This window comes from Caulobacter henricii, assembly GCF_001414055.1.
In the GTDB taxonomy this organism is placed as follows: Bacteria; Pseudomonadota; Alphaproteobacteria; order Caulobacterales; family Caulobacteraceae; genus Caulobacter; species Caulobacter henricii.
This window is the reverse complement of sequence record NZ_CP013002.1, coordinates 1,587,587-1,599,338: the sequence shown is the minus strand read 5'-3', so window position 1 is coordinate 1,599,338 and position 11,752 is coordinate 1,587,587. Positions and strand designations below refer to the sequence as shown.

The window sequence follows — 11,752 nt, the reverse complement described above, 5'->3', positions numbered from 1 at the left end:
GCGCGGTTGGCCCCGTTCATGACCGTCGTCGCAAAACAGAGTCATACGGCCCGCGCATGGCCTGATCAGAAACCGCAATGGCGTTGCGCAGCCGAAGACGCGCCTCCTACGCTTCGAAAGTCGGCAGGGGGTCTAGCGCGGTCGGCGCAGGACGATGTCGGCGACAAAGGGGAATTGATCCATGCAGGCCTTGAACGTGCGCGCGCTCTGCGCCGGAACTGCTTATGCGGCATTGCTGACCTGCGCGGCGACGCCGGTCTTCGCCCAGACCGCACAACCGGCGGCGGATACAACCGTCGAGGAGATCGTCGTGACCGGCTCGCGCATCCAGCGCAAGGACGCTGACGGCGTGGGGGTCGTCACCACCCTGACTGAGGCCGACATCAAAAACTCCGGCGCTGGTTCGGTCGGCGAGCTGCTGCAAAAGCTGCCGTCGGCGGGCGTCAGCCTCAGCAGCAACGGCACCCAGGGCACCTCCTACGGCGCCAGCTCGATCAATCTGCGCTATCTCGGCGGTGCCGAAGGCAGTGGCAATCGCGTGCTGGTTCTGGTCGATGGCCACCGCTGGGTCGACGGCGTCGGTCAGCGCGGTTTCCGGGACTTTGTCGACCTGAACACCATGCCACTGGGCATGATCGAAGGCCTTGAGGTGCTGAAGGACGGCGCTTCGGCCATCTATGGTTCCGATGCCATCGCCGGCGTCGTCAACATCAAGACGGCCCGCGACTTCGACGGCGTCAAGGCCCAGGCAAAGTACGGCGTCAGCTCGGAAGGCGACGGCCAGCAGTATTCGGGCATCGTCAATTTCGGCAAGCGCTTCGAAAGCAGCGCCCTGCTGGTCTCGCTGAGCTATGTGAAGGATAAGCCGATCCTGACCTCGGATCGCGACCTGACCCGGGTCACCCTGGTTCCAGCCACGGCTGTCGGCACCAGCCCCAATGGCCTGTTCATCCTGCCTGGCCTGTCGAACAACGCCTATTTCGGTACGGCGACAGGCTTTGCCGCCTCGACCGCCCCCATTGCCTTCAACGCCGGTGCCACGATCGGCGCAGGCAGCCAGGCCGACAACGCCTTCCACACTGCCGCCTTGCCCGGCGACTACTTCAACACCCAGGCCCAGGGCATCTATTCGGCTGGTCCCAGCGAGCGCTATGGCGTCTATACGCGCTACACCGCCGACCTGACCGACAAGGTCCGCCTGAAGGTCGAGGGTCTCTATAACCAGCGCAAGTCCGACCAGCTGTTCTCACCTGTCCAACTGGATATCGGCGGCACCTCCGGTACCATCCGCGGGTTCGCCATCCCCAACAGCCAGGCCTTCAATCCGTTCGGCACGGCCAATGGCGTGCCCACGGCCAATGCGCTCGGTTTCGCAGCCAACCAGGCCTGGCGCATCCGCAAGGTGATGACCGAGGTCGGCAATCGCGACAACGTGCAGGACGTCAAGACCATGCGTGTCGCCGGGGGCCTGGATGGCACGGTCAGCCTGCTGGGTCGCGATTGGACCTGGGACGTCTACGCCCTCTATTCGAAGAACAAGATCAATTCGCGGGCGCTGAACGCGATCAATTACGACAAGCTGGCGCTGGGCCTCGGCACCGCCTGCGCCTCAGCGGCCGGCTGCGTTCCGGTCAACCTGTTCGCGCCGATGACGGCCGCACAGGCCGACTACATCCGCTACACGGTGGTCGAATCCAACAGCACCTCGATCTTCGATGTCACGGCCAACATCACCGGCGAGCTGTTCCAGCTGCCGGCCGGCCCGCTGGCCATCGCCGCCGGTGTCGAGCACCGCACCAACAAGGCCGTCGACAATCCCGACGCCTTCGTCAACACCGCGCCGACCAATATTCCGACCCCAGCTTCGGGCTCGACCTTCGCCAGCAACACCAGCACCACGGGCCAGACCCGCACCCCCACGCGCGGCGAGTACAGCCTGAACGAAGCCTATGTCGAAGCCGCCATTCCGCTGCTGAAGGACCTGCCGCTGGCCAAGAGTCTCGATGTCAGCCTGGCCCTCCGCTATTCCGACTATGACACCGTCGGTGGTGACAGCACCGGCAAGATCGGCGTCGGCTGGCGTCCGATCGAAGACATCCTGGTGCGCGGCACCTATTCACAGGGCTTCCGCGCCCCCTCGATCCTCGAGCTCTATCAGGGCGGTCGCCAGACCAGCTTCCAGGGCGTCGATCCCTGTAATGGCGGTGCAGCTGCCAATGCCAGCCGCCCTGGCTGCGTGGGCGTGCCCACCGGCTATAACCAGGCCAACTACAATCTGAATGGCCTGATTGCCGGCACGATCGCGGGCAATACCAAGTTGAAGGCCGAGACCGCTGACACCTACAGCTTCGGCCTCGCCGTCAAGCCGCGCTTCGCCCCCGGCCTCAGCGCCACGGTCGACTGGTACCAGATCAAGGTGAAGGACGCGATCGCCTCGCAGTCGGCAACCCAGATCCTCAACCTGTGCGCCCAGCAAGGCGGCGTGTTCTGCGACCTGGTGACCCGCGACGCCTCCACCGGCGCCATCACCAACCTTCTGCAAGGCGCTCAGAACCTGGCCGAGATCGAGACCTCGGGCATCGACACCACGATCCGCTACGAGTTCAGTACGGATGTCGGTCGCTTCGCCGCCGTGCTGGACACCTCGTATCTGGACACCTTCAAGACCACGAGCCCCAATCCGACGGGCGGCGCGCCGATCGTCGACGAACGGGCCGGCAAGGGCGACCAGCCCCGGTCGACCTATCCGCACTGGAAGGGTCAGGCCTCTCTGACCTGGAGCCTGGGATCGTGGAATGCCCTGTGGCGCGGCCGCTATATCGGCGACACCACCGACGTCGCCAACACCGTCAAAGGGGCCAAGACCGACTCCATCTTCTACAACGACCTGGAAGCCGGCTACGTCTTCAACACCTTTGAAACGGCAGTGAGCATCGGGGTCAGCAACGTCTTCGACGAAGCGCCACCCGCGTCCTATGCCAATGCTCCGATCAACTACGACATCTACACCTACGACGCCCGCGGCCGGTACATGTACGCCCGCGTTTCGGCCAAGTTCTAGGACCGCGTGGAGGGAGGCGCTCGCCGTCTCCCTCCCGTCGCAACCTCTTGAAAAACCGTCGCGCTACCCCCTTTCCAGAGACGCCGGCCATGAGCGACGGTTCCCAGCAGCGGTCTTGCGCGACGTTCAGCCTGCCTGACGATGTGCATGTGACGCGTGACGTCATGGTCACCATGCGTGACGGCGTACGGCTGGCCACGGACATCTATCGTCCGGCCCTGGACGGCGAGCCCCTACAGACGCCCTTGCCGGTGCTGCTGGAACGCACGCCCTATGACAAGCTGGGCGTCAATCACGGCGACCGAACCCGGCAAGACTCTCACCCGCGCTCCAAGCCCGAACTGGCGGTTCAGTTCGTGCGCGGCGGCTATGTGGTGGCCCTGCAGGATTGTCGTGGCCGATACGCCTCTGAAGGCGTGTTCGAAAAGTACCTGGCCGAGGGCGAGGATGGTTTCGACACCCTCGAATGGCTGACCCAGCAGCCGTGGTGCGATGGCAAGGTGGGAACGCTCGGCCTCTCCTACGGCGCCCACACCCAAAGCGCCCTCGCCTGCCTGAACCCTCCAGCGCTGGCGGCGATGTTCCTGGATTCCGGCGGCTTTTCCAGCGCCTACCATTCGGGCATCCGCCAGGGCGGGGCGTTTGAGCTGAAACAGGCGACCTGGGCCTATAAGCACGCCCTGCTAAGCCCTGCCACGGAGAGCGATCCCGTTCGGCGTCAGGCGCTGATCTCCCAGGACCTGAAGGCCTGGTTCGCGCACATGCCCTGGAGCGAGGGCGCTTCGCCTCTGAGTGCGGCGCCCGAATACGAAAAATACCTGCTGGATCAGTGGCGAAACGGCCTGTTTGGCCCCTACTGGACCCAGACCGGCCTCTATGCGCGCGGTGCCTATGACGAGTATGCCGACGTGCCGATGGTGCATATGAGCAGCTGGTTCGACCCTTACGCCCTGACCGCAACCGAGAACTATCTGGGGCTTTCGGCGCGCAAGTCCTCGCCGGTCAAGCTGGTGATGGGCCCATGGACTCATGGCCAGCGCTCGGTCAGCCATGCCGGCGATGTGGACTTCGGCGCGGATGCGCCGCTCGACGGCGCCCTGGCCCCGGACTATGTGGCGCTGCGGCTGGCCTGGTTCGACGCCTGGCTGAAGGCCGCGCCGGGACCTGACCCGCTGCCCCCTGTCAAACTCTTCGTCATGGGCGGCGGCTCGGGCCGCAAGACCCCGGAGGGGCGGCTGGATCACGGCGGACGATGGCGCGACGAGGCGGCCTGGCCGCCGGCCTCATCGGTCGTCATGGACTATTTCCTGCAGGCCGACGGCGGTCTTTCGACCACGCCGCCACAGGTCGCCGAAGCCTTCCGCGCCTATGTGCACGATCCGCGCAAACCCGTCCCTACAATAGGCGGTGCCTTGGCATCGGGCGCGCCCGTTATGGAGGCGGGCGCATTCGACCAGCGCGAGGACGAGCGGTTCTTCGGCTGTCGCGCGCCATATCGCGCCCTGGCCGACCGCGACGACGTGTTGGTCTTCCAGACTTCGCCTCTGGCTGACGATGTCGAGGTTATCGGTCCGATCCAGGCCGAGCTGTTCATTGCCTCCGACTGCGTAGACACCGACTTCACAATCAAGCTGATCGATCTTCATCCGCCGTCGGAAGACTTTCCCGATGGATTCGCCATGAACCTGAGCCACGGCATCCTGCGGGCGCGCTACCGGCTGAGCTACAGCCACGAAAGCCGCCTGGCCCCGGGCGGGATCTACCGGATCGAGATCGAGGCCTTTCCGACCGCCAATCTGTTCCTGAAGGGCCATCGCATCAGACTGGACATTGCCTCCAGCAACTTCCCTCATTTCGACGTCAATCCAAACTCCGGCGAACCTGAAGGCTATGGGCGGACTCCCCGCGTGGCGACAAATCGGGTCTATGTCGATGCGACGCGGCCTTCGCGCCTGCTGCTGCCGGTCACGGCGCGGTAGAAACGCCGGGCCTGAAAGCGGAGCGATCGATTGAAACTGAACCTGCGCAGCCTGGAAGCCTTCCGCGAAACCATGCTGAGCGGCTCGGCAACGGCTGCTGCGGGGCGAATGGGGCTGACCCAGCCCGCCGTCAGCCGCCTGATCGCCCAACTTGAGCAGGACGCCGGCTTCGAGCTGTTCTATCGCGAAAAGGGCCGCCTCAGCCCTACCCCCGAAGCCCTGATGATCTATGAGGAGGTCGACCTGGCCTTCGGCGGTCTGGAGCGCATCGACGCCCTGGTCCGCGACATCGCCACCTTCAATGCCGGCCTCTTGAAGATCGTCGCTCCGCCCAGCCTGTCTGAAGGCGTGCTGTCGACCATTCTGACCCGGTTCCTCGACCGCTTTCCCAAGGTACGGGTCAGCATCGACTCGCGCAGCACCGAGACAGCGCGAAACATGGTCGCCAACCGCACGGCCGATTGCGGCTTCGTCAAGTTGCCGATGGATCGCGCAGACCTTTCAACCTTCACCCTTTCGGCCAGCGAGACCGTCTGCGTGCTGCCCGGCGCTCACCCTCTGGCGAAGCATGAGTTTCTCACGCCGGAATTGCTGCGGGCAGAACCCCTGGTCCTGCTGGGCTTTGGTACCTGGTCGCGCCGCCAGATCGACGACGCCTTCCGCGACCGCGGCGTGCGGCCCGACGTCAAACTGGAGACCCATACGGTGGGCTCCGCCTGCGCCTTCGCCGCTGAGGGTATAGGCATCGCCATCGTCAACGCCCTGATGGCCAAGAACTTCGTGCGGGGCGACACGGTGATCCGCACCTTCCGGCCGCAGATCCTGCACGAGTATGCCTTCATGACCTCGGCCCTGGCCCCAATGAACCGCCTGGCCGCCGCCCTGCTTGAAGAAGCGCGTGGCTATTTCGACGCCCTGGACAAGCCAACGACAGCGGCATAGGTGCCCCTCACAGCCGGCAAGCCTGACGCTAGGGGTTGTATCTCGAAGCGCGCAATCAAAGATGGATCAACTTCGAAAGAAGCAGACCTTCTGGCCGGAGCACCTGACCTTTAGATCCTGGCCAGCTCCAGCGTTCCGGCCCAAACCTGAGCGCTAGCATAGGCGTCTTGGCGGCAAGCCTGGACGACAAGAGGACGCCCTTCGAAGCGCCCAGAATGAAGCTGCGCCAAAGCCTCATACTTCTGGCCCGCTGCATAATCCTGCGCTATGGACCCTTCGCCCGCGCGGCGCGCGGCCCGGTAGCTCAGCAGGATAGAGCAGCGCTTTCCTAAAGCGAAGGTCAGGGGTTCGAGTCCCTTCCGGGCCGCCATTATCGTGTAAGGACCACCTAACGCTGTCCACTTTGACAACTTAAGACTGTCAGTCTTTGCGACTTAATTGCAAGGGCGTCGGCTGTGGCGGGCGCGCTCAGGTCGCATGAGTTTGCTCGGCGATTGCCCGCTTAGCGTCGGATAGGCCGCAGATGGCTGATGGCGTTGTAGCGGCTCATTGATATCGCCTCGGCGACATTTGGGAGATGGTCTGGTGGCGAACAATTGGCCCGACGGCGTTAGCCATCGCGCTTTTCTGGGTGCGACCCTGGATCCAATAGCCGCCTACCCATAGGACGCCACGCTATCGCGGCCCTTTGAAGTCCTGACCTGGCCCCGGCCCGTCTACCCAACATGAGAAAATGTCGCGGCGTCCCGGCTTGACGCAGGGCCGCGCCAGAAGAGAACATAATGCGAACTTTTGGGGCTTGGTATGTCCGCCAACGCTGCGCCGTCTGCGCGGTATCCGACAAGCAAGTGGCCAGTCCGTGCCGATCTGATCACGCTGCGGGTCTGCGCTGATCTCGATTGGCGGGTGACGGTGAGATGTCCGCATTGCGGGATAGCTCGACAGCTCTTCGGGCCAGAGCTTGCGGCCCGAAAGCTTGCGTATGTGCCGCTCTACAAGCTGTTCGAGCGTGGAGCCTTCAAGTGCCGGAAGGCTCAGTACGGCTGCAACGGCGTGCCGGCCTCGGAGATCAGTGTAGACGCGATGGACGTCGGACAGCTTCAGAACGTCGCCTGCTGGTCGCGATGAAGGGGCTTAGGCACCCTTGGCGGACAGAAAACCCGGAGATAGCGTGATGACCATGAATGAGACGCCGCCCGACACGATCGTCTTCATCGGTGACCACGACCCGTCGCTGTGGGATCTGCCGTGGATCAACAGAGCCGAGGTCGCGCCTGCAGGCGAAGGCCGCGACGACGAAAGGCTGGTCAAGCTCTGGTTCCGCCGAGGCGAGAACAACGAGTTGGTCTCTTCAGCCCTTCCGCCTCTGCCCGACCGGCCGCACGATCTGGTGGCCTACAACTACGGTGAGGGCGCGCCCCAGGTCTTCTGGCACACCCATCGCGTGTTCGAGGCCTACCGCATCGATTTTGATGGGGATGATGGGGCCCATTGGCGGGCGCGCATCTGGCTCAAGCAGGGCTGACCGATGTGCAACATGTATTCGATGCGCAAGGGTCAGGCCGAGATCGTGGCCCTGATCGATGCGATCGACGGGGTCGGTAACATGCCCAACTACCCCGGTATCTTCCCTGACATGGCCGCGCCGATCGTCCGCCACGCCGCCGGCGGCGGGCGCGATCTCGTCTTGGCTCGTTGGGGGATGCCCTCACCATTCTTCGTCCAGCGCCAGGCCGCCGAGAAGCGCGCCGAGGGCCTGCGCAAGAAGGGGCATGTGATCGACGATGATCGGCTGAATGCGCTGATCAAAGCTGAGCCGGATCGTGGCGTGACCAATGTCCGCAAGACCGACAGCCCGCACTGGCGGCGCTGGTTGGCCCCGGAACACCGCTGCCTGGTACCGCTAACGGCCTTTGCTGAGCCAAACCAGGTCGGCGGCCAGCCGGGCGAGAATGTCTGGTTCGCGCTCGATGAGAGCCGCCCCCTGGCGTTCTTCGCCGGCGTTGAGCAGCGGGCCTGGACCAGCGTGCGCAAGGTCTCCGAGGGCGAGGTCACGACCGACCTCTATGCGTTCCTGACCACTGAGGCCAACGCCGTGGTCGGCACGGTGCATGACAAGGCCATGCCGGTCGTTCTCACGACGGCCGAAGAGCGCGATGTGTGGATGCGCGCTCCCTGGGATGAAGCCAAAGCGCTGCAGCGGCCGGCGCCTCCTGATACCTTGGTGGTCGTCAATCGGGGCGTTGGGGTGAAGCGGGATCCGCCCGCGGAGGCGTGAGGTTGTCTGTGCCGACAGGGGTCCATTCCGAGTTAGCCAGAGCCATAGCCAATGTCCCAGCTTGAGCTCTTCCCGCCATCTCCCGACGCTGCCAAGCCGGAGCCAACCGTGCCGTCGGTAGAGTCGATCCGGGCGCGTCTTGAGGCGCTCCTTGAGAAGTTCCGTGGGGCTGAGGTGATGCCACTAACGGAACGCGAGCTGGCCTTCTGGAAGGTTGTCACCCCGCAGATGTCGAACTGGTTGCCGCCAGAGGAGAAAGCAGCGGTTTGCTGGGAGTTCGAGACCCATTTGGCGCGGCTGAAGGCGGTTCAGCAGCACGCCCATTGAATGGAACTTCGGGGTCGCGCCACTATCGGACTCTGGCATGCCTCCAGAAATGGGACATTCAGCACCGATATAGAAGACCGGTACCGACTGCCGAGTTTAGTTCTACAGATGTCATTATGACCACGGTTGTCGCGCTGAGGCGTAGAACTTCGCCGAAGCCGACGGGTAGGTCGCCGTTGCGAACTGTGCGATGTTGCCCGAATGCCGATTACGAGCGAATCGAAGCTTCATCAGGCTGACGTAACGGATGTTTCGTCGTTGCCGGATCGCGGCCTGATGATCCGCGAGCCGTGGATTTCCCAAATCCTGATGAAGCGCAAGCTGTGGGAGCTACGGGGCACCGCGACCAAGATCCGCGGGCGCTTAGCGCTGATCCGATCGGGATCGGGCCTAATCCTCGGGGAATGCAAGCTCGACGATTGCTTGGGTCCGATAGGCTTTGAGACGCTGATCGAGACCGGCGCCCTATCGGCGATCGAGCGCGAGGAGATCGAACATGGGGGACGCGCGCCGTACGTGAAGGCGGACGGCGTCACTTCAAAGACTTTCGCTTGGGTGGTGTCTTCGCCTATACTCTACCCGCGCCCAATCGCCTACAACCATCCCTCCGGCGCCATTACTTTCGTCGACTTGACCAGGCCGGGGGTCATTCGTTGCACCGAAGCGTCGTCATCACGACCCGAGACCCCAATGGAGCGGTTTCAGCAGCCTCTACTTTTGTAGAAGCCCTCGCCAGCGACCTGAAGCTATTTGGACGCGACGATGTCGCGCTTGTTTCGGTTGCGGACCTGATGGTCTTCGCCTGGAGCCCGAACATCTCTTCCAGGGGTTCGGTCGAACTTCGGAACGCGGCGATGGCCCACCGGTTGCGGGGCCAGGCGGCCACGTTGACCACCATGGAAGGGCTGCTGCCTCCCGGCTACTTCGATCCGTTCGACCTCGACCTGGCGCGGATTGATCCGGAGGTCGTGATCTGCGCCGACAAGCAGGATGAGCGCGTGTTCGACTACCTAGTCTGGGGACAGTCGATCCCCGCCGACATCAAGAACTTTCGCAACACCAAGGTGCTGGTCTTCGACAACGGCCAGGCCACGCGACGCGTGATGGGCGCGATCCTGCTGAAGTCGCCGATGTATTTTGATGGCGCTCGTGACGCTCACTTGAGCTGGCCGGAACTTTTCACGATGGTCGGCGACCAACGGCAAAAGAACCAGGCCGCCATCGACCTGCGCAACGAGGCGCTGAAGTCGATCTACAATGTCGGCGTCTGCATGACGGCCGCCCCCTATGGCGTCCACGGAATGGGCAAGCTGATCGCCTCCCTCTGCTTCGCACCGGCGATCGTCGATCACCTTGAAGCCAAGTTCGGTCAGCCAGTGCTCGGCATGACCACCACCGGGGGCTGGGGCGGCAACGCGGCGCAATACGACCGGCTGAATGTGGCCGAGCGCGCGGGCGGCGGCCATCGGCCCTTGTTCGCGCGGACGCACGGTGCCAGGCCGTCGCTGAACTTTCCGGTGCATCTGTTCTCCGATGCGGTGATGCAGGCCGCGATGCAGGTGATCCGCGAGAACAATACGGTCCGGGTGCGGGACTTCGCCGATTTTGCGACCGATCCTAAGGTGGCGGCACGCGCCTTTCGACAGGCATGCAAGCTGGTCGGAGTGCCCATCCGCTCAACCGCGGCCAATTGCGTGGCCCACTACTTCGGGTCGGTTTCCGATGCCTGCACCGATGCGCTCCGGACCTTGGCTGGCATCCATACGCCTCCATCGGTCCGCTCCATTCCCGTGGCGACGGCCGTGGCCGAATGGCGCTCGCGATTCAAGCCTGCGGCCACCTTCCTGGCAAGTAGCGCGGCAGCGCGGCTATCGACTCAGGCGACCTAGTCTTTGGATCCGGGCAGCTTAATCTTGCCAGTGAAGACGACGTAGCCGAAGAAGCTAAGCAGAGCCCCAGAGACGCCGGCCACCAGCGCCAGGGGGACATCGGTCTTTATGAGACCGGCGGCACCCGCCACCATGGCGACGCCAGGCAAGGCCAGCGCGAGTGCACTAGCCACGCGGTAGCCCGAAATGCGGGTCATCACGCTGATATCGGCGAGCGAGCCCGGCATGTAAGACGTGGCGTGCCCCGGGAGGTCGGTTCGGACGCTGAGCACAATGTGCCGGGGCGCGATATCCGTGACAAGCTTCACGCCGATCTTGAACTGGGTCGAGGCGTTGCGCCGAAACTCCTGCTTGGCCTCGGGCAGCGTCAGCTGCTCGGTGTCGTCGGCCTTGATCGTGATGGCCGCGCCAGACGGCAGGTCCTTGCCCTCCACGGTCGGCACGAAGTTCGACAACGCCAGGCGATAGCGCGACAGCGGATCGAGATTGTAGTCGGACCAGAACTCCAGATCTCCGAACCGGTTCGTATGACGCGGTCGCGGCCGAAGCGTCCGCTTCTGGGTGAAGCCCACCTTCTCAAGATGGTCGATCCGCCAGAACACATCGCCGTGGAACTGCGACGGCGGCGTCGCGAGCCGGTCGACTACCTTGCTCCAGAACTTGGCGTCGTCCTGGCGGAACGCGGCTAGATCGGCACCCTCTGGGGCCAAGGCCACCCATTTTTCAAAAGGCAGCTCGCGTTTCTCGGCCAACGTATCCAATAGCGGCCGGATCGCGGGCGAATCCGGATTCGGGAAACCCGCCAGCTCCATGTGGAAGTAGACAATGCTGCGCGATTGGCCATCGCCGCCAACCCGTTCCTCGATGGCGACATTGCGCAGCCGCGCGAAACGGGTCGGGATTAGGACCGACGTGGCCGGGTCCAGCATCCGGTCCTTTGGGTCCGCGCTGCCCTTCACGTAGTCTTCGAACTGGCCGTAGAAGAGAACGACGTCAATCGGACAGTCGCTTTCCGTCAGCTGCCGCAAATAGGCAAGCGCCTCGGGGCTAAAGTACTTTTCCTGATAGTCGTAGCGAAGAATAGTACCGGCCGGCAGTGCCAGCAACTGATGTACGTCCGCATAATATTGCGGACGGGTGCAGGTATCGAAAACGACAAGAGTCGACATCTGAGACCTAGAGCGGATGAGAAGACCTTTTTTATACACCGTTCCCAGCAAAAGCTGCAGCTTCATTATAATTTTCGCGCGGGCCTACGTCCGCACCTGTCATACCG

Annotated in this window: 10 protein-coding genes and 1 tRNA gene; 10 read left to right on the top strand and 1 reads right to left on the bottom strand. The window is 63.6% G+C overall.

Features of this window, described 5'->3' with window-relative positions:
* Positions 1 to 181 precede the first annotated feature (181 nt).
* The 10 genes from AQ619_RS07405 to AQ619_RS07360 all read left to right on the top strand — a co-directional run bounded on the left by AQ619_RS07405 (position 182) and on the right by AQ619_RS07360 (position 10,476).
* Complete coding sequence (locus AQ619_RS07405) at positions 182 to 3,061, top strand: TonB-dependent receptor (RefSeq protein ID WP_062145960.1); 2,880 nt, start codon at positions 182 to 184, stop codon at positions 3,059 to 3,061.
* Between the two features lie 89 nt (positions 3,062 to 3,150).
* Positions 3,151 to 5,040, top strand: coding sequence for a CocE/NonD family hydrolase (locus AQ619_RS07400; RefSeq protein ID WP_062145958.1), 1,890 nt, complete (start codon positions 3,151 to 3,153; stop codon positions 5,038 to 5,040).
* A gap of 30 nt (positions 5,041 to 5,070) precedes the next feature.
* Positions 5,071 to 5,982 carry a LysR family transcriptional regulator gene (locus AQ619_RS07395; RefSeq protein ID WP_062145956.1) on the top strand — a complete coding sequence of 304 codons (912 nt, stop codon included), beginning with the start codon at positions 5,071 to 5,073 and terminating at the stop codon, positions 5,980 to 5,982.
* Between the two features lie 293 nt (positions 5,983 to 6,275).
* Positions 6,276 to 6,352 (top strand) — tRNA-Arg (locus tag AQ619_RS07390).
* A 422-nt stretch (positions 6,353 to 6,774) separates the two neighbouring features.
* A complete protein-coding gene (locus AQ619_RS07385; RefSeq protein ID WP_062145954.1) occupies positions 6,775 to 7,110 on the top strand; it encodes a hypothetical protein in 336 nt (111 codons plus the stop codon).
* Positions 7,111 to 7,156: 46 nt separating this feature from the next.
* Entirely contained in the window at positions 7,157 to 7,507 is a 351-nt protein-coding gene (locus tag AQ619_RS07380; RefSeq protein WP_236849547.1) for a hypothetical protein, read from the top strand.
* A gap of 3 nt (positions 7,508 to 7,510) precedes the next feature.
* Complete coding sequence (locus AQ619_RS07375; protein ID WP_062145950.1) at positions 7,511 to 8,260, top strand: SOS response-associated peptidase; 750 nt, start codon at positions 7,511 to 7,513, stop codon at positions 8,258 to 8,260.
* Positions 8,261 to 8,311: 51 nt separating this feature from the next.
* Positions 8,312 to 8,587 carry a hypothetical protein gene (locus AQ619_RS07370; protein WP_062145948.1) on the top strand — a complete coding sequence of 92 codons (276 nt, stop codon included), beginning with the start codon at positions 8,312 to 8,314 and terminating at the stop codon, positions 8,585 to 8,587.
* Positions 8,588 to 8,788: 201 nt separating this feature from the next.
* The gene (locus AQ619_RS07365) at positions 8,789 to 9,310 is read left to right on the top strand and encodes an ASCH domain-containing protein (RefSeq protein ID WP_062145946.1); all 522 of its coding nucleotides are present in this window, start codon (positions 8,789 to 8,791) and stop codon (positions 9,308 to 9,310) included.
* On the top strand, positions 9,241 to 10,476 hold the full coding sequence (locus AQ619_RS07360; protein WP_166504184.1) for a hypothetical protein: 1,236 nt from the start codon (positions 9,241 to 9,243) through the stop codon (positions 10,474 to 10,476). Before AQ619_RS07365 ends, AQ619_RS07360 begins: the two co-directional genes overlap by 70 nt.
* On the opposite strand, the gene AQ619_RS07355 is transcribed toward AQ619_RS07360, so the two are convergent.
* Positions 10,473 to 11,711 (bottom strand): hypothetical protein, encoded by a 1,239-nt coding sequence (locus tag AQ619_RS07355; RefSeq protein WP_166504183.1) that lies wholly within the window; start codon positions 11,709 to 11,711, stop codon positions 10,473 to 10,475. The genes AQ619_RS07360 and AQ619_RS07355 overlap by 4 nt on opposite strands.
* Positions 11,712 to 11,752: the final 41 nt, after the last annotated feature.

Excerpts from the sequence above, each read along its gene's own strand:
- AQ619_RS07405 (WP_062145960.1), top strand. The coding sequence starts at position 182 with ATGCAGGCCTTGAACGTGCGCGCGCTCTGCGCCGGAACTGCTTATGCG.
- AQ619_RS07400 (WP_062145958.1), top strand. The coding sequence starts at position 3,151 with ATGAGCGACGGTTCCCAGCAGCGGTCTTGCGCGACGTTCAGCCTGCCT.
- AQ619_RS07380 (WP_236849547.1), top strand. The coding sequence starts at position 7,157 with ATGACCATGAATGAGACGCCGCCCGACACGATCGTCTTCATCGGTGAC.
- AQ619_RS07375 (WP_062145950.1), top strand. The coding sequence starts at position 7,511 with ATGTGCAACATGTATTCGATGCGCAAGGGTCAGGCCGAGATCGTGGCC.
- AQ619_RS07370 (WP_062145948.1), top strand. The coding sequence starts at position 8,312 with ATGTCCCAGCTTGAGCTCTTCCCGCCATCTCCCGACGCTGCCAAGCCG.
- AQ619_RS07365 (WP_062145946.1), top strand. The coding sequence starts at position 8,789 with ATGCCGATTACGAGCGAATCGAAGCTTCATCAGGCTGACGTAACGGAT.
- AQ619_RS07355 (WP_166504183.1), bottom strand. The coding sequence starts at position 11,711 with ATGAAGCTGCAGCTTTTGCTGGGAACGGTGTATAAAAAAGGTCTTCTC.